Origin of the sequence: Pseudorhodobacter turbinis (assembly GCF_005234135.1) — a bacterium.
GTDB classification, from domain to species: domain Bacteria; phylum Pseudomonadota; class Alphaproteobacteria; order Rhodobacterales; family Rhodobacteraceae; genus Pseudorhodobacter; species Pseudorhodobacter turbinis.
Map to the genome: position 1 here is coordinate 30,299 of NZ_CP039964.1, position 26,599 is coordinate 56,897.

Sequence of the window (26,599 nt, forward strand, 5' to 3'; positions counted from 1 at the left end):
CGAGGATGGCGAATATTCGGATGGCAGCAGTTACCGCGACCTTGAAAAGCTTCGCGTTGGTTCTGAGCTTTTCATTGAAGGCAGCGAACCCCTTGTTGGAGCGCGCGACGGCGTCGGTGGCCATGTCGAGGGGCTTGTTGCACGGATGCTCTCCTTTGCGCTTTTTGCATTGCTGGATTACTCTCACGCATGCGCTGAGTGTATCCGCGGCTCACCTGCCAAGCCATGCGGCGACCGATAGCTATGACGGCAATACGCTGATGGCGGAACGTTGGATTGTCATCTGCGTATATGAGCTTAAAAAGGTGCTGCACAAACCCTGCGGGTCGGCGCAGCGGTTGTTTGTGACCCGTGCCAAGTGCCAGGCGGACTGTGATCGCCAGATCGGAATAGGCCGGCTAGGCCAGCCCATGTCTTGCAGCGATCTGGGCGTAAGCAGTTTCGATCTTAGGCTTTAGCCAATCCGTCACATCGCCGCGCTGGGCAGGCCCTCATTATACGGGGGCCAGTTCGAAGCTCGATACCGTTCCTCTCGAAGTGGTACGGCGTCAGTTGGACCCAATCCATCCTGAAAGCCCTTTCCAACAGAACCGGCAGGGTTCGCGCAATAGCGCTCTGCCGCTGGGGCGTTGGGCGCAGCCTTGCATGGCTCAATCGCGGCTGTCCTTGTCAAAGGAATGGGATTAATCGATAGCTCGTGCCGAGGCTTGGGCCCTTATTGTACAGACTCTATGCTTCCCCTGCCATATCGCAAGAATCTGAAAATATACGGTTAATGTTGAATCCGACCCTAAGAGGTGGCGACGATACTTGTGTTCAGATCCGCAAAGCTCTGGCCCTTCGTTTGCATCTCTCGCAAAAGTTGGGGGACTTGCCAGAAATAGGGGTCTTGGGTGGCATAGGTTTCGATCCTTTGGATCAGGATATCGATGCCTATCAAATCGGCCAAATGCATCGGGCCGCCGCGGTGACGGGGAAAGCCATAGCCAAACAATTCGACCGCGTCGATATCGACCGGACGCAGGGCGATGCCGTCTTCCAGCACCCGAACGGCCTCGGCGATCATCGCCGTCAGGCAGCGCGCGACAATATCCTCATCACTGAAATCCTGCGCAGCTATGCCCAAGGTGCGCCGCTCATTGGCGACAATCTCCATTGCGCCCGGGTTTGCGATACGTGACTTGGACCCGTCATAAAGATAATACCCCGTGCCCGTCTTGCGCCCCAACCAACCTTGATCGCAAATCAGATCAGAGACGCGGGAATAGCGTTCCTCGGCCGGGCGTGTGGACGCTTTGCGTTGACGAGTCATGCGCCCAATATCCAAGCCCGCCATGTCGGACACGGCAAACGGACCCATGGCAAAGCCGAAACCCTCAAGCGCGGCGTCGATCCGGTCATAATCCACGCCATCCAACAGCAAATACTCGGTCGCCTTGCGGTATTCCGTTAGAATGCGGTTGCCGATGAACCCGTCACAGACCCCGGCCCGCACCGCGACCTTGCCAAGTTTACCCGCAAGGGCAAAGCTGGTGGCCACCCACTCCGGTGCTGTCTTGTCGGCGACAACCACCTCGACCAACCGCATGATGTGCGCGGGAGAAAAGAAATGCAGCCCTATCACGTCAGCGGGCCGCGACGTGGCCGCCGCAATCGTGTTTACATCCAGATAAGAGGTGTTCGTCGCCAGCAAAGCCCCGGGTTTGCAAATCGCATCCAGCTTGCCGAAAAGATCAATTTTGGCGGCCATATCCTCAAAGATCGCCTCGACCACCAGATCGCATTTCGAAACGCTTTCAAGCGCATCGGTGCAGGTCAGCTTTTCCGATGCGGCGGCATATGCGCTGTCTGAAAGCTTGCCTCGTTTCAGCGCACCTTGCAGGTTTTTTTCTATCCCCGCACGGGCCTGTGCCACGCGATTGACTTGGACTTCGATCAGATGAACCGAAAGCCCGCCAAGCAAAAAAGCGGTTGCGATGCCGATCCCCATCGTACCGCCGCCGATCACCGCAACCGACGCGATATCCCGCGCTTGGAGGCCGACTTCGGGGATTTTACTTGTCGCGCGCTCGGCCAGAAAGGCGTGGGTCAAGCCGACATGTTCGGGACCCTCCATCAGGTCCAGGAACAACTTTCGTTCAAGGGCCAGCCCTTCATCAATGGGCAGGGTCGCGGCACAAACAGCCTCTAGCGCCTTTAGCGGGGCCGCTAGCGCGGGGCGCATTGCCGTCAGGCGTTTGCGCGCAGCCTCCACTGCTTCGGGGGTGGGGGCCACGGTCAGCCCATCGGTCTGGCGCGCGGGCAGCGCACCCGATAGGACTTCCTGCGCAGCAGCCAAGCCAGCCTCGCGCGGCGATCCATCGGCCAATCGATCAACGATCCCCAGCGTTTTAGCCTCAGCCACGTTTACCTCACGTCCTGTGCAGATGACATCGATGGCGGCGGCCAGCCCGGTCAGTCGCGGCAACCGCTGTGACCCACCTGCACCCGGCAACAAGCCCAGCTTTACTTCGGGCAGCGCGACCTTAAGTCCCGCCATTCCGACACGCACCTGTGTGGCCAAGGCCAGCTCTAACGCGCCCCCGAATGCAATACCATGCAACACCGAAATCACGGGTTTCGCGCTGTCATTCAGAGATTTCAGAACCTCGGGCAAGGTGGGGTGAACGCCTGAATTGCCAAAATCCCGAATATCGGCCCCGGCAGAAAAGAACCGTCCTTCGCCATAAATCACAATTGCTTTGATTGTGGGGTCAGTCAACAATTCGGAGTGGGCATCGTGAACGGCTTTGCGCAGCGCGAAGCCCAAGGCATTGACCGGTGGCTTGGCCAGAGCAATCAAGCCAACTTCGCCCGCTTTTTCGACTCGCAGAATTTCCATGGTATTTTCTTTCATCGCCAACTCCCCTCGGCTTATCCAAAGTCGATATACATCGGTATACAGCGAAACCGCCCGCCCCGGAATTCAAACTGGCATAGGTGGGTCAGGATTAACCGTGCGCCAGATGACCCCAGAGGATGGCCTGTCGCAGTTGCGCCGCTATTCCGGTTTAACCGAATGTGTATTGGCATGACTGGGGCACTTGCACCCTGTCCTGTCTGTTTGGGTAACCGCTCAATTTATAACGGCGGTTGCCTCGATCTCGATCAAAGCTTCATCTTCGATCAGGGCAGAGACAACGACCATCGTCATGGCAGGAAAATGTTTGCCAAGCACCTTGCGATAGGCTGCGCCCACTTCGGACTGACGCGCGGCATATTCCTTTTTGTCGACCACAAACCATGTCAGGCGTGTGATGCTTTCGGCGGTGCCGCCGGCGGCTACGACCACATCAAGGATATTGCGCAGGGTCTGTTCCATCTGGCCGATAAAATCATTGGTCTCGAACACCTGATCGGTGTTCCAGCCGATTTGCCCGCCAACGAACAAAAGCCCGTCTTTGGTCAGAACCCCGTTTGCATAGCCTTTGGCGGGGGCCCATCCGTCGGGTGCGATAAGGGAATGTGTCATTTCAAGCCTCGTTATTAAGATAGGGAGTGAGCGCCGCACGCAGATCATCCGTCCATGGCGTGGACTTTCCGTGTGCGTCAATGAAAATAAGTGTTGCGGCATAGGTCATGCGGGGGGCGCCATCACATGTGGTCACGATTGTGAAATCAAATGTGGAGCGGGTGATCCGTTTGCCCGTCAACGTAAGCGACAGGTGGTCGCCATGGCGCGACGGTGCGTGGAACCGCGCCTCGATCTTGCCGGTGGGGACGCCGCCATCTTTGTGCAGTGTCTCGAACGGATGGCCGATTTGGTCGAAAAACGCCTCGACGCAATCGTTCATCATCTCGAAATACCTGGGAAAGAAGACGATGCCTGCCGGATCGCAGTATTTGAACAGGACTTTCTGCTTATAGGTAAATGTCATTGGTCTGCTCTTAGGCGAAAGCGTTGAACCTTGCCGGTTGCGGTCTTGGGCAGTTCGGAAATGAACTTGACCGAGCGGGGGTATTTATAGGGGGCGATGGTGTTTTTGACATGGTCCTGCAGGGCGCGCACCGTCTCTGCATCCGGGGCATATCCTTCGGTAAGCACCACATGGGCCTCGACGATGTTGCCGCGCGCCTCGTCGGGGGCGGCGGTCACGACGCATTCCAGCACGGCAGGATGGGCCAGCAAGGCCGCTTCCACCTCGGGCCCCGCAATGTTGTAGCCGGAGGAAACGATCATATCATCGTTGCGGGCCGCGAAATGCAAATAGCCGTCTTCGTCCATCACAAACGTATCGCCGGTTATGTTCCAGCCGTCTTGGACATAGACCTTCTGACGATCATCCGCGAGGTAACGACAGCCGGTCGGGCCCCGCACCGCCAGACGCCCCGCCGTGCCGCGCGGCACCTCACCTCCGTCATCGCCGATCACTTTGGCCTCAAACCCTGTCACGGGTTTGCCGGTGCAAGCGGGGCGGTGATCGTCAAAGCGGTTGGTCACAAAGATATGCAGCATCTCGGTTGCGCCAATGCCGTCCAGCATCGGCTTGCCGGTCTTTGCGATCCATTCGTCATAGACGGGTTTGGGCAGGGTTTCGCCCGCCGAAACGGCCGCACGCAAGGAAGACAGATCCGCACCCTCTTCCATCGCGCGCAACATGAAGCGGTAGGCGGTGGGGGCGGTAAAGCAGATCGTCGCGCGGTATTTCTCGATGATCTCGATCATATTGGGCGGGCTTGCCGTTTCCAACAGCGTGGCCGCTGCCCCAAAGCGCAGCGGAAAAATCGCCAACCCGCCAAGGCCAAAGGTAAAGGCCAGGGGTGGCGAGCCGACAAAGATATCTTCGGGCTGCACATCCAGCACTTCGCGAGCATAGCTGTCGGCGATGATGAGCAGGTCGCGGTGAAAATGCATCGTCGCCTTGGCGTCGCCAGTGGTACCCGAGGTGAACCCCAGTAGCGCCACATCATCGCGCCCGGTATCGACAGCCGTAAAGGCCACGGTTTTTTCCAACGCAAGGCGGTCCAACTCGGCGTCATGATTGGAGGTTCCGTCAAACCCCACAACTGATTTCAGGAATTTACTGTCCTTCGCGCAGGCGACCATATCTTCCATCAACCGTGTGTCACAAAGCGCGTGGGTGATCTCGGCCTTGTCAACGATCTTGCTCAATTCGCCGGCGCGGAGCATTGGCATGGTGTTCACGACCACCGCACCGACCTTGGTTGCAGCCAGCCAGCAGGCCACCATCGCAGGGTTGTTGGCAGAGCGGATCAGCACGCGGTTGCCCGGCTTGACGCCCAGATCCTCAACCAGCACATTGGCCAGCCGGTTGGTCCAATCCGTCAGCTCCTTGTAGGTGCGGCGCCGGCCATTCCCGATAAGCGCTATGCGGTCGCCAAAGCCGCGCGCAACCATCGCATCGGTTAACTCGACAGCAGCGTTTAGGTGCTCGGGGTAGTCAAACCTGTCCAGCAGGAAGGTGGGATGCTCGCTCTCGGGGGGAAGGTTGTCGCGCGTGAAACTGTCGGTGTGACCGGTATACCCTAGCATGGCTTAAATTCCCTGATGATTGGCAATGGTCTGACGCGCGATGATAACTCGCTGCACGTCGGAGGCACCTTCATAGATGCGCAGCGCGCGGATATCGCGGTAGAGCTGCTCTACTTTCATGCCGTGGCGCACGCCGTCGCCACCATGTAGCTGCACGGCCTTATCAATGACCTTTTGTGCCTGATCTGTGGAAAACAGCTTGGCCATTGCCGCCTCGCGGGTGATCCGTGGGGCGCCGGAATCCTTGGTCCATGCAGCGCGATAGATCAGCAGCGCAGAGGCGTCGATGTCCAGCGCCATATCGGCAATATGGCCTTGCACCATTTGCAATTCAAACAGCGGCGCGCCTTGGACATGGCGCGTGGTGACGCGGTCCAGCGCCTCGTCCAGCGCGCGGCGGGCAAACCCCAGCGCCGCAGCCGCCACGGTAGATCGGAACACATCAAGAACTCCCATAGCGATCTTGAAACCTTGGCCGCTGCCCCCCAGTATTGCGCTGGCAGGGATCCGGCAATCGGTAAAGCGTAGGGTCGCCAGCGGATGCGGTGCGATCACTTGCAAGCGTTCCACGACCTCGAACCCCCGCAGGCCCGCAGGCACAACAAAGGCCGACAATCCGCGCGCGCCCGGCGCATCGCCCGTACGTGCAAACAGGGTATAGACATCGGCGATGCCGCCGTTTGAGATCCACGTTTTCTCGCCGTTGAGGATATAGTCATTGCCATCGCGCGTGGCGGTCATGGTCGAATTCGCCACGTCGGAACCCGATTGCGGCTCGGTCAGGGCAAAGGCCGATATCGCCTTGCCGCGCTGGGTAAGGGGCAGCCACTCATCCCGCTGTGCCGACGTGCCGAACAGCGAAATCGCACCCGTGCCCAAGCCCTGCATCGCAAAGACAAAATCTGCCAGCCCGTCATGGCGCGCCAGCGTTTCGCGGCTTAGGCACAGCTTGCGCACATCCAGCGGGGCCCCGTCCGGCGCGCTGGTTTGCATCAGCCACCCCGCATCGCCCATCGACCGTACCAGATTGCGGCAGGCCTGGTCGGTGTCCGAATGATCGACCGCGGCCAAAGCGCCGGATGCCCAAGCGTCCAGGTCTTGCGCATGGCTGCGGTGGCGGTCTTCGAAAAACGGCCACTCTAGGAACGATTTATCTGCCATTACTTGGGGCTCTCCTTAGTTGTTCAGCGGTCCGCGTTCAGTTGCCCTCAAAAACGGGGCGTTCTTTTGCGACGAAGGCGTTGTAGGCACGCTCGAAATCGGCGGTTTTCATACAGATCGCCTGTGCCTGCGCTTCGGCCTCGATGGCCTGCTCAATGGACATGGACCACTCCTGCGCCAGCATCGTCTTGGTCATCATATTGCCAAAGTTCGGGCCTGCGGCGATGCGCAACGCCATCTCGCGCGCGGCGCGGTCAAGATCCTCGGCGGGCACCAGCTTGTTGTGAAAGCCCCATGCGTGGCCTTCATCCGCGCTCATTGAGCGGCCGGTATAAAGCAGCTCTGCGGCGCGGCCCTGACCGATGATACGCGGCAGGATGGCACAAGCGCCCATGTCACAGCCCGCAAGGCCCACACGGGTAAACAGAAACGCAGTCTTGGCTTCGGGTGTGGCAATGCGCAGATCAGAGGCCATGGCGATAATCGCCCCCGCACCCACGCAAACCCCGTCGATGGCCGCAATGACGGGCTTGCCGCAATTGATGATCGCCTTGACCAGATCGCCGGTCATGCGAGTGAAGGACAGCAGCTCTTTCATGCTCATTCTTGTCAGCGGGCCGATGATGTCATGCACATCCCCGCCCGAACTGAAATTGCCACCGTTGGACGCGAAAACTACGGCATCCACGTCATCGGAATAATGCAGGTCGCGGAACCAATCGCGCAGTTCGGCATAGCTGTCAAAGGTCAGCGGGTTTTTCCGGTCGGGGCGGTCCAGCGCGACCGTTGCAATACGGTCCGCGATATCAAGTTTGAAGTGCTTGGGTTCGGTGTTCATGTCTTGTCCTTTATGGCGGTCGCGCGCGCAGCGGTGAGCAATTGAAGCGCAACGCTGCAGTTATCCTTGTCTAGCCCGCCGAGCAGCTCTGCGACCCATGCTTCATGGGCAGTAGCCTGTTTTTTGAATTCGGTGCGCCCTTTGGCTGTCAGCCGTGCGCGCGCGGCGCGGCGATCTCCGGGTACGGCCTCTCGCAGGATCAGCCCGTCTGTTGTCAGCCGGTCCACGATGCCCGTCACATTGCCGTTCGATACCATCAGCAGACGGCTTAGCTCACTCATTTTTAGGCCGTTTTTGCGGCGATAAAGCGCTGACATCACGTCAAAGCGGGGCAGGGTTGTGGCAAACTGCGTGCGCAATCTTTCGCGCAATTCGGCCTGCACCGCCTTGTCGACCTTGAGCAGCTGTAACCAGACTCTGAGCAGCTGCTTGGAGTCACTCTGGGGCGGGGCGACAGGGCGTAACGTCGGTTCTGAATTCATACCTCGCCCCCCGACAGGGCCAGCGCGTGGCCATTGACGCTGATTGCGGACTCGCTGCACAGCCACAGGGCGGCGCCCGCAACTTCGGATGTTTGCACAAAGCGTTTTTGCGGATTTCCGGTCAACAGCGAGGCGCGCGCCTCATCCTCGGACATACCGGTGCTGGCGATAATTTTCTCTATGGATTTCTCTAGCAAGGGTGTTTCGATAAATCCGGGGCAAATCGCGTTGACGGTGATGTTTTTCGGTCCAAGCTCCAACGCCAGCGCGCGGGTCAGCCCGACAACGCCATGTTTTGCCGCGCAATAGTGGCTGACATAGGAATAGCCCTTCATGCCGGCGGTTGAGGCCACGGCAATCATGCGCCCGCTGCGCCGTTCCAACATGTCGGGCAAGGTGGCCTGCCACAGGTTGAACACCCCCGCCAGATTGACATCGAGCGAGGATTGAAACGCCGCCAGCGTCATTTTGGCAAACGGCACACTGTCGGCAGAACCTGCATTGGCGATGGCGATGCTGACGGGCCCATGGGTGGCGCGGGCACGGTCAAGGGCGGCATCCAGCGATGCGCGGTCGGTCACATCCGCCGTTAGCGCCAGCGCGCCGGTCTGGTCGGCAACCGCTTGCAACGGCTCTGCCCGACGACCAAGGACCGTCACACGCGCGCCAAGTTCGGCAAAGGCCACGGCGATTTCTGCGCCCACACCAGTGCCGCCACCCGTGATCACCACATGATCCATTTGCATGGGCTGACTCGGTGCGGTTGTCATACCTTTTCCACTTCGGTTTCCTTGTCGGCAAGGCGCCAGCTTTGGTCGCGGCCTGCCTCATAGGGTAGGGGCCATACCATCTCGCGGTCGCCGATTGCGGTGGCCGCATGCAGCGTCCAATAGGGATCGGCCAAATGCGGACGGGCCAGACAGACCAGATCGGCGCGCCCGGCCATCAGGATCGAATTGACGTGATCGGCCTCGTAAATATTGCCGACTGCCATGGTGGCCACGCCCGCCTCGTTGCGGATCCTGTCCGAGAACGGGGTCTGAAACATGCGCCCGTAAACGGGATGGCCTTGGGTGGAGGTTTGGCCGGCAGAGACGTCGATAATATCGGCTCCCGCCTCGGAGAAGGCGCGTGCGATCAACACCGCTTCTTCGGGGGTTACCCCATCGGGACCCGCCCAGTCATTGGCCGAGATCCGCACCGACATCGGCTTGGCCGCAGGCCATACCGCCCGCATCGCGCGGAAAACCTCTAACGGATAGCGCATCCGGTTTTCAAGACTGCCACCGTATTCATCGTCGCGCGTGTTGGACAGCGGCGAGATGAATGAGGACACCAGATAGCCATGCGCCGCATGCAGCTCGATCATATCAAATCCCGCACGTTCGGCCATTTCAGCGGCTGCGACAAAATCGGCCTTTACGGCATCCATATCATCGCGTGTCATAGCACGCGGGACGGCGTTGCCTTTGGCCCATGCGATTGCAGAGGCAGACAGCAAATCCCAGTTGCCTGAGGCCAGCGGCTTATCCATGCCATCCCACCCCAGATTGGTAGAGCCTTTGCGCCCCGCATGGCCGATCTGGCAGCAAATCTTGGCGCGTGTTTCGGCATGCACAAACCGTGTAAGTCGCGCCCATTCCGCCTCATGTTGGGGGCTATAAAGCCCGGGACAGCCCGGTGTGATCCGCCCGTCCGCGCTAACGCAGGTCATCTCGGTATAGACCAGACCGGCGCCGCCTTTGGCACGTTCTGCATAGTGGACAAAATGCCAATCGGTGGGGTTGCCGTTCACCGCCTTATATTGCGCCATAGGCGAGACAACGATACGGTTGTCCAGATCCATCTCGCGCAGCTTGAAGGGGGCGAACATCGGCGCGCGCACCTTGGTTTCCGTGCTTCCCGAACGGATCTGGAACCATTTCTCCGCGCTTTCCAGCCACTCGGGGTCGCGCAGGCGCAGGTTTTCATGGCTGATCCGCTGACTGCGTGTCAGCAGCGAGTAATTGAACTGAACCGGGTCCAGATGCAAATAGCGGTGTATATCCTCAAACCATTCTAAGGAGTTGCGCGCCGCTGATTGCAGACGCAAAACCTGAATGCGGCGCTCATCTTCGTAAAGCGCAAATGCCTCGGCGAGGGTGTCTTTTTGGGTCACATATTCGGCCAGCGCAATGGCGCTTTCCAACGCCAGCTTGCTTCCCGACCCGATAGAGAAATGCGCCGAGGCAGAGGCATCGCCCATCAGGACGATATTCCCATGGCTCCATTTTTCACACAATACGCGCGGGAAATTGATCCAGGCGGAACCGCGGATGTGGTGCGCATTGGTCATCAACGCATGGCCGCCGAGATGGTTTTTAAAGATCTCCTCGCAGGTGGCAATGCTGTCTTGCTGGGACATCTCGCCAAAGCCGTAGGCGTCAAAGGTTGCCTGATCACATTCGATAATGAAGGTCGATGTGGTGTCATCAAAGCTGTAGGCATGCGCCCAGACCCAGCCTTTGTCGGTCTCTTCGAAGATAAAGGTAAAGGCGTCATCGAATTTCTGATGCGTGCCCAGCCAGACAAATTTGCAAGTGCGCAACTCGATATTAGGCTTGAAAATATCGGCGAATTCAGTCCGCGTGGCAGAGTTAAGACCATCGGAGGCGACAACCAGATCAAAACCCTTGGCAAAGGCGCCGATGTCGGTGACGTTGTGTTCAAACTCCAGCACGACGCCCAGATCGACTGCGCGGGCCTGCAAATCCAGTAGCAATTGCTTACGCCCGATGCCGCAGAACCCGTGCCCCGTAGAAAGCTGTTTGGTGCCACGGTAATGCACCGCGATATCATCCCAATAGGCGAAATTGCTTTCGATCGCTTTGGCGCTGATCGGATCATTCGCGGCCAGATTACCCAGCGTCTCATCCGATAGAACCACCCCCCAGCCAAAGGTATCGTCGGGTTTGTTGCGCTCGAATACGGTGATATCCACATCAGGCTGACGCAGTTTCATGGAAATTGCAAAGTATAGACCGGCTGGCCCACCCCCTAGACAAGCAATACGCATCGGGACTCTCCTGATCAAATATAGGAAAGAGTGTATCGGGCGACTTAAATATTTCAAGCCTAAAGTTTTAAAAGTGAAGGGTCGGGTCTGGGTCGGAAGATCGTATACGATTTTTTTAAATAAAGTCAAAACCTTAGAATGGTGGGACAATCAGATTGTCCCGGCCTTGCCAAGGTGTTGGCTTGAGGATGTCATGTCTCAGGTTGAGCAAGTCTTGGCTTCATTGAGAGGGCGTATTCAGCCCATAGGTTGAATGCATCGCTCCGGACGTGCCGATAGGCTTTGGCATTGCGCCCCAATTTTGTTGACCAAAGCCACGAGCTTCGCGGCTGACGATGACGCCTCGCTCAGCAAGAAAGCCCTAGACATCGGCGATGCTAAGCGCAAAGCGATGATCAGCTTGGACCGCATCGGTGACGATCAGGCGGGGAAAACGAATAGCTCTCACGCACGGCATTGACGGCAGTATCGTCATGCCTCAACCTACCAAGTCAAAAACCACAAACAACTTGGCAATGCCCTCCGGAGCTATAATATGACCGATGTTTATATCTGTGACTATATCCGCACGCCGATTGGTCGTTTCGGCGGCAGCCTCGCGTCAGTACGCGCCGATGATCTGGGTGCGATCCCGATCAAGGCGCTTATCGCGCGCAATCTGAACGTAGATTGGGCAGCGGTTGACGAGGTGATTTTCGGCTGCGCCAACCAAGCGGGCGAAGATAACCGCAACATCGCCCGGATGTCGGCACTGCTTGCGGGGTTACCCGCGGAGGTGCCCGGCACCACGATGAACCGCCTTTGCGGATCGGGGATGGATGCGGTGATTACAGCTGCGCGGACAATTAAAGCAGGCGAAGCGGAGATCATCATCGCAGGCGGAGTTGAGAGCATGTCGCGCGCGCCGTTCGTGATGCCCAAAGCCGAAAGTGCGTATTCCCGCGCCTCGGAAATTCATGATACCACCATCGGTTGGCGGTTCATCAACCCGCTGATGAAAGGGCAATACGGTGTAGATTCGATGCCGGAAACCGCCGAAAACGTCGCTGAGGATTTCGGAATCTCGCGCGCCGACCAAGACATCTTTGCGCTGCGGTCGCAGGAAAAAGCCGCCCTCGCCCAGAGCAACGGCAGGCTTGCCCAAGAAATCACGCCCGTCGAGATAGCGCAACGCAAGGGCGACCCCAAGGTCATCAGAGCCGATGAGCATCCCCGCGCCACCACGCTTGAAACGCTCGCTGGTTTGCGCGCCCCCTTCCGCGCGGGCGGGTCGGTGACGGCTGGCAACGCGTCGGGGGTCAATGACGGCGCGGCGGCACTGATCATCGCCTCGGCGGCGGCGGCAAAAAAATATGGTCTTACCCCGATAGCCCGTATTTTGGGCGGCGCGACCGCGGGTGTGGCGCCTCGGATCATGGGCATTGGCCCTATTTCGGCATCGAACAAGCTGATGGCGCGGCTTGGCCTGCGCCAGATCGATTTCTCGGTAATTGAATTGAACGAGGCGTTTGCTTCGCAGGGGCTTGCGACGCTACGCGCTCTCGGGATCGTGGATGGCGATCCTCGTGTAAATCCCAACGGCGGCGCGATTGCGCTGGGTCATCCGCTGGGCATGTCGGGCGCACGAATCACCGGATCGGCAGCACTTGAGCTGCAGGCCAGGCAAAAGTCGCTTTCGACGATGTGCATTGGCGTTGGCCAAGGCATCGCCATTGCCCTTGAAGGCTGCTGATGGGCGGGGCAAGTCACCTCGACTAGGGATCAGCCTCTGCACGAACCCGAGTTTCCAGCTTGGCTAACCCCAGCGGTTGCAAGCGCGGTCATCGTTCGATCCCCATCATAGGTGAGGTCTAGGCAAGTTTGCAAAACCGCGCCGTCTCCATCCTGATCGAGACGATTGGCGAATGCAACAAGACAGCCATAACCGGCAATCGCATAATGCACCATGCGCTGGTACTGCGTAACGATTACCGCATCACGGACCTTATCCGAGCCGAAGTCCGCGTCAAGCACGTGCGCTTTCGCCTCTGCGGCCAAACCCTGCATTCCTTTACAATGCTCGCCATCGGGCGATATTCCGTGTTGATTGCAGATTTCCGCAATTTTCTCCATCCCATCGTTGATGCCGTTGGCCCCCGCAATCAAAGCTTTTGACAGATCCTTGTCGTGCGCCGTACGCCCTAGCGCTGTGACGATATCGAGCGACTGTTTGTTGGCGCTCCACATGTCTTGAAGTTGGTCATGGTAAACGTCTTTGAGGGAGTTCATCGTCATATTGGCCTCCTGCCGTTGATTTGATCTGTCCAGACAAACGCCCGACCACGTGTTACGTTCCAAGCAATCCTTCTGAATCGAAATGACCTCCTCCCCACGGTGGGTGGGAATAGGCTACATTTTCGCAATGGCCGAACCGCCGCAGAAAGGACAAGACATGGCAGATGTTAAAAATGCGAAAGATCCTGATCATGTCGACAAACGGGTTTGAGCAATCTGAGCTCTCAAGGGGAAAGAGCGGGTTTTGTATTGAGGGTATAAGAACCGTCCGGCGCAGAGCCACGACAGTTTGCAGATGCTTTCTCAGTGCATTAGCGCGGTCCTGCCAGACGCACATTAGCGATGTCATCGGCTGAACCTTCGTCATCCCGCTGAAAGTTTTAGCTACCGCGTCCCGCCTCACATGTTAATGTCGAGGCGGATCGCACCAGCTAAATCCTGCGGAATTACTTTTCGAAGCAGGGCTTTCTGACTTAACCATGAGGCCTTGATGCTGAGTAACGACATAGACCTTAAAACCCTGATTGGAGCTTTCGACTGGTCCAGCACCTCGCTTGGACCAAAGACGGATTGGCCTGCGCATATTCGCAGTGCGGTCGCGCTGATCCTTCACGCCAAGATACCCATGGTCACGCTCTGGGGTCAGGAGGGCATCATGATCTATAATGATGCCTATGCCGAGTTTGCATTGAAAAGGCACCCTGCGTCGCTTGGGGCCCCTGTGCGCGAAGCTTGGCCCGAAGTTGCAGAGTTTAATGACGGCATTCTCAAGACCGTTTTGGCTGGTGGCTCGACGAGTTTTAAGGATCAGGAGTTTTCGCTTCTGCGCAAGGGCATTGCAGAGCAACTGTGGCTTGATCTGGACTATTCGCCCGTCATCGACGATGCGGGCAGCCCTGTCGGGGTCTTTGCGATCGTGACTGAAACAACCGCTAAGGTGAAAGCCGAACGTCGACTGGCGGCCGAGCGCGACCGTTTGCGCCAGATGTTCGAGCAAGCACCGGGTTTTATTGCCGTGCTCGATGGGGCAAATCACCGTTTCGAAATCACAAATGCCGCTTACCGACAGTTGATCGGCCATCGAGACGTTGTCGGCTTGCCTGTCCGCAACGCTTTGCCCGAGCTTGTAGGGCAGGGGTTCTACGAGTTGCTGGATAACGTTTATAACACAGGAGAGTCCTTTATCGGCTCTGCAATGCCTGTGCTTTTGAAGCGGTCTTCCGACGCCACGGCCGTCGAGCGGTTTGTTGATTTTATCTTCCAGCCAATGCGGGATGCTGATGGCTATGTCGGCGGTATTTTTGTGCAGGGCACTGATATCACTGAAAGAATTGCAACAGAACGCGCGTTGCAAGTCAGCGAGCGCCAGTTTCGCACCTTCGCCGAAGCGATGCCTAACCACGTCTGGTCTGCCGGACCGGATGGCCAACTTGATTGGTTTAACGACCGGGTCTATGAATACAGCGGGACCGCGCGGGGTGATCTGGACCATGGCGCATGGGTCAGGCTCTTGCACCCTGAAGACGTTGCCGAAGCAGTCGAGGTCTGGGGCGAGGCCGTCGCAACCGGCGAGTCTTATGAGATCGAATTTCGCCTGCGCCGGGCCGACGGGACGTGGCGCTGGCATCTGTCGCGCGCCGAGATGTTGCGCGACGAAGACGGCGAACCGCACCGCTGGGTCGGCACCAATACGGATATTGAGGACCAAAAGCGCGACCGCCAACAGCTGCAGGACAGCGAGCGGCGGCTGCGGTTGTCACAGCAGGCGGCCGGCATCGCCTCGATCGAGATCGACTTGGCGACTGACTGCATCCTTGCCTCCGACAGTTTCTGGACAATGTTCGGGCTCGCCAATGAGGGACCTGTCTCGGCAAAGGACATTGAGGCGCTGGTCGTACCAGAGGATCGTCACTTGATATCGACCGCGCAGTCTCGCCTTACCGGAACGGCCGCGTTGGACGCGACCTATCGGATCAAACGGGCTAGCACCGATGACATCCGCTGGATTGCGCGCCACATAGAAGTGCTGCGCGGCCAAGACGGTGCGCCCGCGAAGATCTATGGCGCATTGCGCGACGTGACCCATGAGAAACTTGCGGAAGAGCGCCAGATCATGCTGACACATGAACTAGAGCATCGCATCAAGAATATCTTGGCGACCGTCTCGGCGATTGCTTCGCAGACTTTGCGCAACACCGATATCGAAACCGGACGCAATACATTGAGCGAACGCTTTCAAGCTTTGGGGAAAGCGCACTCACTGCTTTCGAACACGCACTGGACGTCTGCGGTGCTCGCAGACGTGGTTCGCGTCGCCACCGTACCACTGCCCGTCGCCCGCATCGATCTTGCAGGACCCTTTGTGCAACTTGGGCCAAAGCAAGCATTGTCGCTGGCACTGGCTGTCAACGAGCTTGGGACGAACTCTTTGAAATACGGGGCGCTTTCGGTCCCCGAAGGTCGTGTCAATATCGCTTGGTCCAGATCTGTGTCCGGCGACGGCGAAGAGCAGTTGCGCTGGTCTTGGACAGAGTCAGGCGGCCCTGAGGTGACCGCGCCGACACGCCGAGGGTTTGGGCGTGTTTTGATCGAGCAAGTTCTAGCGGGCGATTTTAATGGCACTGTTCGGATCCAATTTGACACTTCGGGCGTTGAATGTGTATTGGAGGCGCCTATGCCCGACCTAACCTCAGACGAGCAGGACATAAAGTGACATTAACGCCTATCGTTTTGCTAGTAGAGGATGAAGCAATCATTCGAATTTCCACCGCTGATGTCCTTAGAGATCAGGGTTGGGAGGTGCGTGAGGCGGCAAACGCCGCCGACGCTTTGAAGATGCTGGAACAGGACGAGGACATAGAGCTGATTTTTACGGACATCGATATGCCTGGGGCGACCAATGGTCTTGGCCTTGCCCATGTTGTATCCGAACGTTGGCCAACCGTACAAATCGTTATCACCTCCGGCATGAGCCAGCCATCAGCTAACGAACTTCCGCTTAGTGCCACCTTTGTCCCCAAGCCTTACATGGTCGAGGAGCTTGTCATCGACTTTCGCACGCGCCTGATTGCATGAAGATTAACTCTTGGGGGCGCCGCAGTTACGTCTCGGCCTTCCGTGCGTTTGCGCGACAGCATTAAAAAAGGCCTGTACAAGGCCATTTTACCCCAACTACGCTCCACATCTACATCAGTTCATTCCTGCTGTTATATTATCCCGTACATAGCCTAAATACCACGTTGGGCCGCTAATTTTCAGGACTTTTTAGGCTCGTGGAACCGGCGTTGTTGCAAAACTCTGACGGCAGGCGATTCACAAGGTGAAACAATGCGGTTAGACAGGCTTTCATGAGCAAGCCCCCAATCGCCCGCTATCGCACGACGAACTGGAAATCCTACAACGATGCGCTGAAGCGCCGTTGTTCACTGTTGATCCGTTGCCCGGCAACGCATGCCTGCATGCGTGAGAGGGTGGTTGGACAAGGACATGATGTGGCTCGCCCCGAAGGCGGGCCGCCCTGGTCGCCCACCAGTGTTTTCTCTCGCCGCGATACAGTTCTGCCTCATGGTGAAGGTTCTGTTCAGTCTACCACTGCGGCAAGCGACTGGCATGGTGGGCAGCATCCTGCAGATGGCAGGCCTGGACTAGACGGTGCCCGACTTTTCGACCCTGAGCCGGCGACAAAAGACCATCACGGTGCAAATGTCGAACCGCCGTGCGCCGGGGCCTATGAACCTGCTGGTGGACAGCACGGGGATCAAGTTCTTGGGCGATGGCGCCCTCTCGGGCGATTGCGATGCAATCCCCTGCCGGGTAACAAATGGCTTGCACGCAAGCATGGCACACATCGCCGCCGCCAGTATCGTAAGGTGCATCTGGCGATGGATACTGCCACCGACGACATCCGGCAACGGTGTCGGGGTCAATGTGCTTTCAGGGGCGGCAGCTGGACCTGTCAGACAAACGCGCTGTCGCACAACTGCGCGGGCCAAGCCTCTCAATGATTTTCCAAGACCCGATGAGCGCTCTGGATCCGGTCATGACAGTGCGTCGGCACTTGGCCTTGCGAACAAAATCCGACCCTATTCCAATCCTTCAGCAAGCAGGGTTGGCAGATCCTGAGCCACTGTTGGAAAGTTATGCCCATCAGCTTTCGGGCGGCCAATGCCAGCGCATCGCCATCGCCTGCGCGCTCGCACATAATCCCAAAGTTCTCATCGCTGATGAGCCGACAACTGCGCTTGACGTCACCGTTCAGGCGGGCATTCTCAAGCAGCTGAATCGCTTGGCTTCCGATCGCGATATGGCAATTATCATCGTCACACATGACCTCGGGGTGGTTTACCAGCTTTGCGACCGTGTCTTGGTCATGCAGCAAGGACGGGTGGTGGAGCAAGGCTGCGTTCAAACAGTCCTCACCGCCCCGCAACATGTCTACACCAAACAGATGATTGCAGCGCTTCCGCAGCCCTGCATCCCAGGTCGTAAGTCCCGCAATAAGGGCATCAGATACGACAAGCGCCGCTACAGACGTCGCAACCGTATTGAATGGATGTTCGGCAGGCTCAAAGACTGGCGACGCGTCTCAACCCGATATGACCGATGTCCCAAGGTCTTCCTGTCAGCTATCGCTCTGGCCGCAACCCTCTTATTTTGGTTATATGTCCTGAACCTAGGCTGGGCAAAAGGTTGCGCTGTATCGGGGCGATCCTTTCGTTTGGCGGTTAGCGATTGCGGCAAGCGGGCTGATAGGCCAAACGCCTTTGTTTGCGCAGCAAATTGCTTACGATAACCAGATTTAGAACCCCCGCCAGGGCGGCCACGGCGTAAGATGCTGTATAATTACCCGTTAGATCGTACAGCGCGCCGCCTTGGTATCCGCCGATGGCATGGCCGAACCAGCCGAACATGGTTACGATGCCAAAGGCCGAAGCCCGGTGCGCGGGCGAGACAAGCACCCGGATCGACACAAGAACGCCCGTCATCACGCCTGCATATCCAAAGCCATAGATGACTGCGTAAACATAAAAGGTGCTGAGGCGCTCGACATAAGTAAAGCCGAAGACCATCAGCGTCATCCATGCGGTTGCGGTCATATAGGCGGGCAGGGCGCCGATTATATCTGCCAGCTTGCCAAAGGCCAAACGGCCCAGGATGGCCACAATCAGCATCACGAATATCACGCTGCCCGCTTGCTCTGGCGCAAAGCCGCGATCCTGGATGAGCGGGACAAGATGCATCAATGGTACGGCCATACAGGTGCAACACAGAATGATTGCCGCGCTCAGGTATAGGATTACGACATTTGTCGGCAATTCGGCCTGCGGTGTTGCGTTCCGGGTGTTGGTTTGCGCAGCACTTAGCGCGGGCGGTTGGCGCAATAGAAAGCTGAGCGGGATCATCGTGGCAAGCATAAACGCCCCGATCGCAGCAAAGGCACCTTTGATGCCAAGCGAAGCGATAAGCATCGAGGAAACAAACGGAACCGCCCCTTGGCCCAAGGCTTGGCCCGCAGAGGCGATGCCGATGGCCATACCCGCACCGACAAAAAACCAATTGCCCACTGCCGCCATAACCGGCGGAAAGATGGCACCGGCACCAAAGAAGCCCGCGATGAAAAACAGCAGGTAAAACTGCCAAAGTGAGGTCAAAACAGAGGCTAGAACATAGCAAAGCCCCAGCACGATTACACCGAACAAGACAACCGGGCGGGTGCCGCGACGGTCCGCTTGTGGCCCCATGACCAAGCCGCCAAAGGCGAGGCCCAGAATGCCTGCAAAGTTGATCAGGGTCGTGTCACCCCTGCTCCACCCAAAGTTTTCTTGCATGGGGATGATAAAGGCGGACATGCCATTGACGATCGCGCCCATGGACACCGCCAAGATCAGGGCTGCTGCGGTCACAACAACCCAACGGTATGCGGGCTGGGGATCTGAAGTGTTCATATGCGTACTGCCTTAAGTTTTGTGAAAGCTCGCGAACCTGTGCCGTGAAAGGGGTCGTTCAGTTGGCAGCCATTCGTGGTTTTATGACTGTAATTGCGATTGATGTGACGATGAGAACAAGGGCAATGATCTTTTCCCAAGACAAGACCTCTTCCAACACCCATACCGAAGATAGTACGCCCACAACCGGCGCGATCAGTATCGAAATGGCGGCGACGGTTGCGGAAAGACGGCCCAGCAATACCGTCCAAAGCACATAGCAGGCAACCATTGGGCCGCAGACATGAAAGGCAAAGACCCATAGGGTTGCCGTGCTGGGCATAGTAACCGCGCCCGCGGGTTGCACGGCCCACATCAGCGGCCATGACAACGCGGCGGATATGGTGAAAAACCACGCCGCCCGCGCCAAGGGCGAGAGCGTCCACCGCCGCGCTTGCATCAAGACGTTGCCAATAGCCCAAGACAGCGCAGCGCACAGCATAAGGACAGGCCCCAGCGGTGCCGCAATCAGCGCAGGCAGATCGGCAGAGGCGAGCAACCCAAGCCCCGCCAAACTGATCCCTATCGCGAGGATCAATCGACCGCGCAAAACGTCGCCCAGAAACACAACAGACAAGAGCGCCGTCATGGAAGGCATGGTGTAGGCAATGATCGCCGCATTTGAAGAGGGTGTGAAAAGCTGACCCAATGCGGTAAGGGTGTTAAAGCCGAACAGTACAAAAAACGCGGTGAGAAATAGCGATGTAAACTCACCCTCAGCGGGCCGGAGCCGGTGGCCGAGGCCGCAAGCGACCGCCATAAGCGCCAGCGCCGCAATGCTGAACCCCGCCGCGCGCAGTGTCAGCGGCGGGATTTCTGCCAGCATAAATTTGACGGCCGGCCAGTTCCATCCCCAAAGCAGACCGATGCTGATCACCATGAACAATGTAACTGGAAAGGCCGTTTTCATCGAGAGGGCGCCAATCTTAGGTCCGCTGCGGCAAACGCGGTTTCGACGGCATCCAGAAACAATTGCGCCTCGGGGCGTTGCAAGACGAGCGGCGGACGGATTTTGAGGATATTTGCGCCCGGACCTGTGGCGCTGATCAAAACACCGTTTTCGCGAAGGTGATTGACAATGAAGCCTGCGCGCCCGGCATCGGGGGTGTTTGTCTCATGGTCGGTCACACATTCCACCGCCAAAAACAGCCCCGCGCCGCGCACATCACCGATGGCGCTGCGGCGTGTTGCAATGTCGTGCAACCCCTCTTTTATAAAGGCACCCGTGCGTGACGCATTGGCCTGTAACGCTTCGTCCTCAATCACGTCAAGAACCGCCATACCAGCGGCAGCCGCCACGGGATTGCCGCCGAACGTGTTGAAATATCTTGCCTTCTCTCCGAAATCTTTCACCAACTCAGGGCGCATTGCCACCCCTGAAACCGGAAACCCGTTGCCCATCGGCTTGCCCATCGTGACCATGTCGGGGACCAGCCCGTGGCGCTGGAACCCCCAAAAAGCGTCACCAGTCCGTGCGAAACCCGGCTGTACTTCATCCGCGATAAAGATACCGCCCTCGGCGCGGATCAGATCGACGGCTGGCTTCAAAAACCCTGCTGGATCGGGCTGCAAGCCATCGCTTGAAAAGATCGTATCGACGATAAAGGCTGCCGGTTCTATCCCGTCAGCGCGCATTTCTGCAATGGCTTTGCCCAGATCGGCCGCAAGCTTGGCCGCTTGGTCTTGGGGCGGCACACGAAGGGTGTCGGGCGCGTCAATCAACCGGATGCGCGCGCCGCGCGGCGCGAATGCGCCCAAGGATGGGGACATCTCTGCTACCGCCTCGGTCAGCCCATGATAGGCTAGCCGCGTGACGATAACGCCCTGCCGTTTGGTATAGCTGCGCGCCACCCGTAGGGCGATGTCATTCGCCTCTGATCCGGTGCAGGTGAACATGACATGCCCCAAGGCATCCGGCATCGTCGCAAGGAGCCGCTCGGCGTAGGCGACCACATCTTCGTGCAAATATCGGGTATGGGTGTTCAGCACGCCAAGCTGCCCCGAGATGGCTTGCACAACACGCGGGTGACAATGCCCGACGGATGCGACGTTGTTATAGGCATCCAGATATTTCTTGCCGGACTTGTCCCACAGCCAGACACCTTCGCCGCGCACGATATGCAGCGGCTTTTCGTAAAACAGCCGATAGGCGGGGCCAAGCGCCCGGGCACGGCGGTCGATTAGCGTTTTATCGTCAGGGTCCAGCGCCCCCGCGCTGGCAGTGTCATAGGCGTTGATCATGGTCATGGGGTGTTCACTCCGTTCCTGCGGCGGCGTGCAGGGCATTGATTGCGGCTGCATCGCCAAGCCGGTCAAGCGCATCCAGACCCCGCAGCGAAGCGGCCGCGTTGCGCAAAATATAGTCCGCGTTATCGGGGTACCGCTGCGCCCGCGCTGCGCCTATCGCAAGGGTGGTGGCATGGCGCAACCGGATGAGCGTTGGCAAAAGCGCCACCTCTTCGTGTTCAAGCGGCAGCTTGCCGGAATAGCCGGCGACCATCGCACACACTTGGCGCAGCGGGTCCGCCCCCTCGCCAATTTGGTAGGAGCAGGCAACCGCGAGATCGCAGACAATCGGCGTATGCACCATATCGCCAAAATCAATCAACCCGATGGGATGTGTAGCCTCCGGCGCGTTGACCAAGACATTGTGGGGGTTGAAATCATTATGCACCACCTGCGCGCGCAAATGGGGGAGGCGCGGCACGATCATTGCATCAAAGCGATCAAGGGCTTCTTCCAGTCGATTGCGCAGATCGGCGTCCTGCACCGCGCGTATCAAAGGGCGCAACTGCCCCGCCTGTTTGATGTCCCATTGCAAGACATGGCCGGCGGCAGGATGAAAGAACCCGCGCAGGCCCAGCGTTACGCGCGCCAGAAAATCGCCCAAGGCATGATGCAGGCCGGGGGTGGCGGTCGCACTGCTTAGTATAGTGCCGCCGAGATAGGTCATCAGCCGCACAACATGGTTTTGACCATCGGCAGCCGTCACGGTCTCACTGGCATTGCCGTTGAGGCTGGCACAGATGCGCTGGACGGGCAGGGTCGGATCGGCCGAGGCAAGATGCATCAGCGCAGCGGTCTGCATGTCGGTGACGCCGCGGTCTTCAACTGCGTTGGTGACTTTCAACAGGGCTTCTTCGCCCGTCGGAAGAACAATGAGGAAATTAGCATCCTTTTCCGCCGACAGCGGCTTGATCGTCCCCGACACACCGTAAAACCGCAAAGCGACCTCTGCCGCCATTGTCGTGTCAAATGCAGGCGGATCATGGGCCAGAAGATCGGCTTTATCCGATCCAGATTCGACCAGAACCCCAGCAAGAAACGGGGGAAGGCCGGCCGCAGCCGTTGCTTGGGTGTTGGTCATGATTTGATATCCTCGGTCCCGCACCATTCGGCGATGAACAGCGCCATCGCTTGCGTGATCTTTTTAACAGAGCTGATGCTGACAGATTCGTTGATGCCGTGAATGTTGCGCGACTTCGGGCCGTAACACAGCGCCGGTATCTTGTTATAAAGCGCGTAAACGCGGGTATCGAGGTAACTTGCCGACATGAAGGATTGCAGGGGCGCGCCAATGGCGGCCTCATGGGCGCGCTCTAGTACCGCTTCGGCCTCGCTGCCCTGCTCCAGCACATAGCCTTCGGCGTGAAAGCCGTTAAAGACAACCTTAGGCGGGTTATTGGACAAGAACCCGTCTGTTTGCGCAAAGGCGTTGACCCGTTCGGTGATTTCGCGCGCGGCATCTTCTGCACCACGCCCGGGATAGATCGAAACGCGGCAATCAATGTTGCACCATGACGGCACCGAAGAGGCCCAATCGCCACCCTCAATCTTGCCGATGTTAAGGTTTATCGGATGCGCTTCATCCTCGAAATGCGGATGATCGCCCTTTTCGGCGTTCCAGTCCTCTTCCATCTCGCGCAGAGCCGTGATGACGCGATTGGCGGCGTCGATGGCATTGGCGCCTTCGCCCATTTCGCGCACATGGACAGGCACACCGCGCAGCTGGACCTGAAACCAGATCACGCCGGTATTGGCGCGCACCAGCATTTCCTCTTCTGGCTCAGGGATGAAAACCGCATCTGCGGTGTAGCCTTGCAGATAGGTTTGCAGCGCGCCGTTACCGGTGGATTCTTCCTCGACCACGGATTGTACATAGACCGTCGCCGCCGGTTGCAGCCCGATGCGGCGCAGCGCGTCCAAGGCAAAGATATTTGCCGCAGCGCCTGCCTTCATGTCCCCTGCGCCGCGCCCAAACATCCAGTCGCCGTCGATCTTGGCCGAAAACGGCGGATCATCCCACATGTCGTGCAGCCCTTCCGGCACCACATCAAGATGCGATTGCAAGATGAGCGAGCGGCCCGCCTCTTTGCGGGGGCGGTGGATGCCCACCACGATGGGGGCGTCGGAATGATCTTGCGAATATTTCGACCCGCCGGGATGCGCCTCAATCGCGGCACGGTCCATCTTGAACCGGTCCATTGCATAGCCACGCGTTTGCAGCGTTTTGAAAAGCAGGTCCTGGATGGCGTGTTCATGCCCCCGCAAAGAGGGGATCTGCACCAGTTGTTGTGTGAACGAAATCTGGTCAGAAAACCCGTCTTCAACGGCCTGAATGATCCGGTTCTTGAGGTCTGCACTTAATGCCACGTCGTTTCCTTTCAGAGGTCAGACCGCCGCTTCGATGAGATAGGGGCCAGGTTCTTTTGCCGCGTCCTTGATCGCACGCATCAGGTCTGTCACGTCTTCGACCCGGCGGCCCGGCACACCCATCCCCTTGGCCAATGCCACAAAGTCGAGGTGGGGGCGGTCGAGGTTAAGCATGCTCAACGCGTCGGGGCCGGGCTGGGCGCCGACATTGTGCAACTCCCCCTTAAGGATTTCATAGGACCGGTTCGCAAGAATGATCGTTGTCACATTTGCGTTCTCGCGCGCTTGGGTCCAGAGCGCCTGAATGGTATACATCGCAGAGCCATCCGCCTGCAGCGTGATGACCGGACGGTCCGGGCATGCGATGGCCGCCCCCGCCGACAGCGGGATGCCGATGCCGATTGACCCGCCTGTCAGGGCCAGCCAGGTATTGGGCGCGGCGGTGTCGCCTGCCTCAAATGTGGCCCCGCCGGAAGAGACGGCCTCATCCACAATGATCGCGTTGTCTGGCAATGCGTGGGCCAGCGCAGCGGCGATGTTCTTAAGCGTGATCGCGCCTGCCTGCGGCACCGGCAGCGCCGGAAGGTCGCGCGGCTGGCTGCGCTTGGCACCGATGCGATCTGCAAGTGCGGCGAGTGCGGAAGGGCCATGGCCATCGACATCGGCCAGCGTGACCGTGTTGCAGCCAACCGGCAGCAGCAGGCTTGGCTTGCCCGGATAGGCAAAGAAGGCCACGGGCGGCGGCGCCTCAACCAGAATGGCGCGCGTGTAGGGGGCCAGCGTCTCAAGTGCGGCGTTGATTGGGTAGGGGATCTTGTCCACGGCAAAGCGACCGCGCCCACGTTCCATGCGGCGGTTTGATGTTGGCGCAAGAATGTCCGCGCCGGTTTTTTCCGCGATGCCGTGCAAAAGGGCAAGCGCATCGGTGTCCTCTAGCACAGTGTTGCCTGCGATGATGACGGTTCTTTCACCACTTTCCAACGCGGCGACGGCGGCGGATAATGCGTGTTCGTCCAATGGGGTAGGGCCCTTGGGCGCAATAACTTCGGCCATTTTACCGCCTGCGTCCCAGCCGATATCGGCCGGCGCGATGAGCGTGGCAATGCGCCCCGGTTGGCCCTTGGCCACAGCCAAAGCTGTCATCGCATCGGCGGCAAAGCTGCCCGCATCGCGGCCAGAGCGCAGCCAGTCACTGAAGGGCGCGCAGGCCCCTTCGACATCCGCAGACAGTGGCGCGTCAAACTTTTGGTGGCGCAGCGCATGGTCGCCCACCAAGTTTAGCATCGGCACCCGAGCCTTGCGGGCGTTGTGCAGGTTCGCGGCGGCATTGGCAAAACCCGGCGCGAGGTGCAACAGCGTGACCGCCGGTTTGCCTGCCATGCGGGCATAGCCATCGGCCGCGCCAGTGACCACACCTTCGAAAAGGCCCAATACGCAACGCATCAGTTTGGTCCGGTCCAGCGCATCCACGAATTGCATCTCGGATGTGCCGGGGTTGGCAAAACATACGTCGACCCCGCCTGCATGCAGGCTGCGTACAACGCTTTCGGCGCCGTTCATGTCTTTGGGTGCTGTGCTCATTGTGTGGCCTTCCGAAATGTTGTGAGAAAGGATTTTGCGTTGTCGGCCAGCGATGGCCCAAGATAGCCACCCTCCTGCACCAGCGCGGTTGGAATGTTCAAACCCGCAAGACGGCGCGCCATTTCGGCAAAGCCTTCGGGATAGACGGCAACCGCCGCCAAAGGATCATCGACAGCCATGTCGAACCCCAGCGAAATGACCAGCGCCTCGGCACCGAAATCACGGATCGCCTCTATGCCCTTGTCCAAGACTGCAAGCACATCGTCCTGGCTGGCACCTTGTTCAAGCAAAAGGTTCAGCGACGTACCTTCGCCTTCGCCCTCGCCAGTTTCATCTGCGTGGCCAAGATAGAAGGTGGGGTAGGTGGCGGGGTCGGGATGCAGCGAGCAAAAGAAAATGTCGCCGCGCTCATATAGAATGTCGAGCGAGCCGTTGCCGGTATGTACGTCCACGTCGATCAAGGCGACCTTCTTGAACTTTCGGGTCAGATGGTGCGCCACGATGGAGGCGTTATTGAAAAAGCAAAACCCGTTAGAACAGTCGCGCATCGCATGGTGACCCGGCGGGCGGCACAGGGCATAGGCCGCGCGGTCGCCTGCCAAAATGGCCTCGGCGGTTTCAATCGCGGTTTGGGCGGACCAATAGGCGGCCTCCCATGTGCCTTCGGTCAGGGGCGTTGATGTGTCTGTCATCCACCAGCCCAACTGGCCGTGAATATCTTTGGGCTCTTTGCCGCGCCGCACACCGGGGTGCATTGTCGGAATTGCCAGCGCCTCTGTTCCGGCGCTGGCGACAAAACGGCTGTGCGCCGTTGGCAAGAAATCAACATAATCGGGGTTATGCACGGCCTTGATCGGGGCCAGTCCGTGGTCTTGGGGTTTTGAAATCTCAAACCCTTCGCCAATTAACATATCGCGCAAAATTTCAGCACGTTGCGGCTGTTCTTGATGCGGCATCGCCGCGCCGCGACGAAAGTAATGTGTCGGCGCGTGGCGCAGCTGGCGTTCGTCGAAAAAGACCTTCATCGTAATCCCCGTG

General features: G+C 58.5%; 22 protein-coding genes and 3 pseudogenes. 7 read left to right on the plus strand and 18 right to left on the minus strand.

Translation table 11 applies throughout. The features are described from left to right. The first annotated feature begins 20 nt into the window (after positions 1-20). Entirely contained in the window at positions 21-458 is a 438-nt protein-coding gene (locus tag EOK75_RS00160) for a hypothetical protein (protein ID WP_137192067.1), read from the plus strand. 332 nt (positions 459-790) lie between these two features. On the opposite strand, the gene EOK75_RS00165 is transcribed toward EOK75_RS00160, so the two are convergent. Genes EOK75_RS00165 through EOK75_RS00210 form a run of 10 tightly spaced genes read right to left on the minus strand, consistent with a single transcriptional unit; the run spans position 791 to position 11,069 of the window. After that, entirely contained in the window at positions 791-2,881 is a 2,091-nt protein-coding gene (locus EOK75_RS00165; RefSeq protein ID WP_240793975.1) for a 3-hydroxyacyl-CoA dehydrogenase NAD-binding domain-containing protein, read from the minus strand. 32 nt (positions 2,882-2,913) lie between these two features. Next, entirely contained in the window at positions 2,914-3,072 is a 159-nt protein-coding gene (locus EOK75_RS21715; RefSeq protein WP_137192069.1) for a hypothetical protein, read from the minus strand. Positions 3,073-3,115: 43 nt separating this feature from the next. After that, the gene (locus EOK75_RS00175; protein WP_137192070.1) at positions 3,116-3,511 is read right to left on the minus strand and encodes a RidA family protein; all 396 of its coding nucleotides are present in this window, start codon (positions 3,509-3,511) and stop codon (positions 3,116-3,118) included. A 1-nt stretch (position 3,512) separates the two neighbouring features. Next, positions 3,513-3,917, minus strand: a complete 405-nt coding sequence (locus tag EOK75_RS00180; protein WP_137192071.1) for an acyl-CoA thioesterase — start codon at positions 3,915-3,917, stop codon at positions 3,513-3,515. Next, positions 3,914-5,533: an AMP-binding protein gene (locus EOK75_RS00185; RefSeq protein WP_137192072.1), complete on the minus strand. Its 1,620-nt coding sequence runs from the start codon at positions 5,531-5,533 to the stop codon at positions 3,914-3,916. Before EOK75_RS00185 ends, EOK75_RS00180 begins: the two co-directional genes overlap by 4 nt. Before the next feature lie 3 nt (positions 5,534-5,536). Further along, positions 5,537-6,694 carry an acyl-CoA dehydrogenase family protein gene (locus EOK75_RS00190; RefSeq protein WP_137192073.1) on the minus strand — a complete coding sequence of 386 codons (1,158 nt, stop codon included), beginning with the start codon at positions 6,692-6,694 and terminating at the stop codon, positions 5,537-5,539. Positions 6,695-6,731: 37 nt separating this feature from the next. After that, positions 6,732-7,532 carry an enoyl-CoA hydratase family protein gene (locus EOK75_RS00195; protein WP_137192074.1) on the minus strand — a complete coding sequence of 267 codons (801 nt, stop codon included), beginning with the start codon at positions 7,530-7,532 and terminating at the stop codon, positions 6,732-6,734. Continuing rightward, positions 7,529-8,014: a MarR family winged helix-turn-helix transcriptional regulator gene (locus EOK75_RS00200; RefSeq protein WP_137192075.1), complete on the minus strand. Its 486-nt coding sequence runs from the start codon at positions 8,012-8,014 to the stop codon at positions 7,529-7,531. The genes EOK75_RS00195 and EOK75_RS00200 overlap by 4 nt, the downstream gene beginning before the upstream one ends. Then, positions 8,011-8,784, minus strand: a complete 774-nt coding sequence (locus tag EOK75_RS00205) for an SDR family NAD(P)-dependent oxidoreductase (RefSeq protein ID WP_240793976.1) — start codon at positions 8,782-8,784, stop codon at positions 8,011-8,013. Before EOK75_RS00205 ends, EOK75_RS00200 begins: the two co-directional genes overlap by 4 nt. Beyond that, entirely contained in the window at positions 8,781-11,069 is a 2,289-nt protein-coding gene (locus EOK75_RS00210) for a bifunctional salicylyl-CoA 5-hydroxylase/oxidoreductase (protein WP_137192076.1), read from the minus strand. Before EOK75_RS00210 ends, EOK75_RS00205 begins: the two co-directional genes overlap by 4 nt. Before the next feature lie 535 nt (positions 11,070-11,604). On the opposite strand from EOK75_RS00210, the gene pcaF reads away from it, so the two are divergent. Continuing rightward, positions 11,605-12,801 carry a 3-oxoadipyl-CoA thiolase gene (gene pcaF / locus EOK75_RS00215; protein ID WP_137192077.1) on the plus strand — a complete coding sequence of 399 codons (1,197 nt, stop codon included), beginning with the start codon at positions 11,605-11,607 and terminating at the stop codon, positions 12,799-12,801. 29 nt (positions 12,802-12,830) lie between these two features. Here pcaF and EOK75_RS00220 read toward each other — a convergent pair whose 3' ends face one another. Next, positions 12,831-13,343, minus strand: coding sequence for a DUF892 family protein (locus EOK75_RS00220; protein ID WP_137192078.1), 513 nt, complete (start codon positions 13,341-13,343; stop codon positions 12,831-12,833). Positions 13,344-13,833: 490 nt separating this feature from the next. Between EOK75_RS00220 and EOK75_RS00225 the strand changes: the two genes are divergently transcribed. The 5 genes and pseudogenes from EOK75_RS00225 to EOK75_RS21110 all read left to right on the plus strand — a co-directional run. Next, on the plus strand, positions 13,834-16,056 hold the full coding sequence (locus EOK75_RS00225; RefSeq protein WP_137192079.1) for a PAS domain-containing sensor histidine kinase: 2,223 nt from the start codon (positions 13,834-13,836) through the stop codon (positions 16,054-16,056). Beyond that, positions 16,053-16,418, plus strand: coding sequence for a response regulator (locus tag EOK75_RS00230; protein WP_240793977.1), 366 nt, complete (start codon positions 16,053-16,055; stop codon positions 16,416-16,418). The genes EOK75_RS00225 and EOK75_RS00230 overlap by 4 nt, the downstream gene beginning before the upstream one ends. A 272-nt stretch (positions 16,419-16,690) precedes the next feature. Further along, positions 16,691-17,251 (plus strand): annotated as a pseudogene (locus EOK75_RS00235) (IS5 family transposase); the annotation flags it as partial. A 17-nt stretch (positions 17,252-17,268) separates the two neighbouring features. Then, positions 17,269-17,568: pseudogene (locus EOK75_RS21105) on the plus strand (ATP-binding cassette domain-containing protein); the annotation flags it as partial. 246 nt (positions 17,569-17,814) lie between these two features. After that, positions 17,815-18,003: pseudogene (locus EOK75_RS21110) on the plus strand (transposase); the annotation flags it as partial. A 64-nt stretch (positions 18,004-18,067) separates the two neighbouring features. Here the strand turns inward: EOK75_RS21110 and EOK75_RS00245 are convergent. From EOK75_RS00245 to EOK75_RS00275, 7 genes are read right to left on the minus strand one after another with little or no spacing between them, the layout of a single operon-like run. Then, entirely contained in the window at positions 18,068-19,288 is a 1,221-nt protein-coding gene (locus EOK75_RS00245) for an MFS transporter (RefSeq protein WP_137192082.1), read from the minus strand. Between the two features lie 58 nt (positions 19,289-19,346). Next, positions 19,347-20,237 (minus strand): DMT family transporter, encoded by an 891-nt coding sequence (locus EOK75_RS00250; RefSeq protein WP_137192083.1) that lies wholly within the window; start codon positions 20,235-20,237, stop codon positions 19,347-19,349. Then, on the minus strand, positions 20,234-21,574 hold the full coding sequence (locus tag EOK75_RS00255; RefSeq protein WP_137192084.1) for an aspartate aminotransferase family protein: 1,341 nt from the start codon (positions 21,572-21,574) through the stop codon (positions 20,234-20,236). Before EOK75_RS00255 ends, EOK75_RS00250 begins: the two co-directional genes overlap by 4 nt. Positions 21,575-21,581: 7 nt before the next feature. Further along, a complete protein-coding gene (locus tag EOK75_RS00260) occupies positions 21,582-22,694 on the minus strand; it encodes a phosphotransferase (protein WP_137192085.1) in 1,113 nt (370 codons plus the stop codon). After that, positions 22,691-23,980, minus strand: coding sequence for an ArgE/DapE family deacylase (locus EOK75_RS00265; RefSeq protein WP_137192086.1), 1,290 nt, complete (start codon positions 23,978-23,980; stop codon positions 22,691-22,693). Before EOK75_RS00265 ends, EOK75_RS00260 begins: the two co-directional genes overlap by 4 nt. An 18-nt stretch (positions 23,981-23,998) precedes the next feature. After that, positions 23,999-25,561 carry an acetolactate synthase large subunit gene (locus EOK75_RS00270; RefSeq protein WP_137192087.1) on the minus strand — a complete coding sequence of 521 codons (1,563 nt, stop codon included), beginning with the start codon at positions 25,559-25,561 and terminating at the stop codon, positions 23,999-24,001. Further along, positions 25,558-26,586, minus strand: a complete 1,029-nt coding sequence (locus EOK75_RS00275) for a histone deacetylase family protein (protein ID WP_137192088.1) — start codon at positions 26,584-26,586, stop codon at positions 25,558-25,560. Before EOK75_RS00275 ends, EOK75_RS00270 begins: the two co-directional genes overlap by 4 nt. Positions 26,587-26,599: the final 13 nt, after the last annotated feature.

Excerpts from the sequence above, each read along its gene's own strand:
- EOK75_RS00160 (WP_137192067.1), top strand. The coding sequence starts at position 21 with ATGGCAGCAGTTACCGCGACCTTGAAAAGCTTCGCGTTGGTTCTGAGC.
- EOK75_RS00165 (WP_240793975.1), bottom strand. The coding sequence starts at position 2,881 with ATGGAAATTCTGCGAGTCGAAAAAGCGGGCGAAGTTGGCTTGATTGCT.
- EOK75_RS21715 (WP_137192069.1), bottom strand. The coding sequence starts at position 3,072 with ATGCCAATACACATTCGGTTAAACCGGAATAGCGGCGCAACTGCGACA.
- EOK75_RS00175 (WP_137192070.1), bottom strand. The coding sequence starts at position 3,511 with ATGACACATTCCCTTATCGCACCCGACGGATGGGCCCCCGCCAAAGGC.
- EOK75_RS00180 (WP_137192071.1), bottom strand. The coding sequence starts at position 3,917 with ATGACATTTACCTATAAGCAGAAAGTCCTGTTCAAATACTGCGATCCG.
- EOK75_RS00185 (WP_137192072.1), bottom strand. The coding sequence starts at position 5,533 with ATGCTAGGGTATACCGGTCACACCGACAGTTTCACGCGCGACAACCTT.
- EOK75_RS00190 (WP_137192073.1), bottom strand. The coding sequence starts at position 6,694 with ATGGCAGATAAATCGTTCCTAGAGTGGCCGTTTTTCGAAGACCGCCAC.
- EOK75_RS00195 (WP_137192074.1), bottom strand. The coding sequence starts at position 7,532 with ATGAACACCGAACCCAAGCACTTCAAACTTGATATCGCGGACCGTATT.
- EOK75_RS00200 (WP_137192075.1), bottom strand. The coding sequence starts at position 8,014 with ATGAATTCAGAACCGACGTTACGCCCTGTCGCCCCGCCCCAGAGTGAC.
- EOK75_RS00205 (WP_240793976.1), bottom strand. The coding sequence starts at position 8,784 with ATGACAACCGCACCGAGTCAGCCCATGCAAATGGATCATGTGGTGATC.
- EOK75_RS00210 (WP_137192076.1), bottom strand. The coding sequence starts at position 11,069 with ATGCGTATTGCTTGTCTAGGGGGTGGGCCAGCCGGTCTATACTTTGCA.
- pcaF (WP_137192077.1), top strand. The coding sequence starts at position 11,605 with ATGACCGATGTTTATATCTGTGACTATATCCGCACGCCGATTGGTCGT.
- EOK75_RS00220 (WP_137192078.1), bottom strand. The coding sequence starts at position 13,343 with ATGACGATGAACTCCCTCAAAGACGTTTACCATGACCAACTTCAAGAC.
- EOK75_RS00225 (WP_137192079.1), top strand. The coding sequence starts at position 13,834 with ATGCTGAGTAACGACATAGACCTTAAAACCCTGATTGGAGCTTTCGAC.
- EOK75_RS00245 (WP_137192082.1), bottom strand. The coding sequence starts at position 19,288 with ATGAACACTTCAGATCCCCAGCCCGCATACCGTTGGGTTGTTGTGACC.
- EOK75_RS00250 (WP_137192083.1), bottom strand. The coding sequence starts at position 20,237 with ATGAAAACGGCCTTTCCAGTTACATTGTTCATGGTGATCAGCATCGGT.
- EOK75_RS00255 (WP_137192084.1), bottom strand. The coding sequence starts at position 21,574 with ATGACCATGATCAACGCCTATGACACTGCCAGCGCGGGGGCGCTGGAC.
- EOK75_RS00260 (WP_137192085.1), bottom strand. The coding sequence starts at position 22,694 with ATGACCAACACCCAAGCAACGGCTGCGGCCGGCCTTCCCCCGTTTCTT.
- EOK75_RS00270 (WP_137192087.1), bottom strand. The coding sequence starts at position 25,561 with ATGAGCACAGCACCCAAAGACATGAACGGCGCCGAAAGCGTTGTACGC.
- EOK75_RS00275 (WP_137192088.1), bottom strand. The coding sequence starts at position 26,586 with ATGAAGGTCTTTTTCGACGAACGCCAGCTGCGCCACGCGCCGACACAT.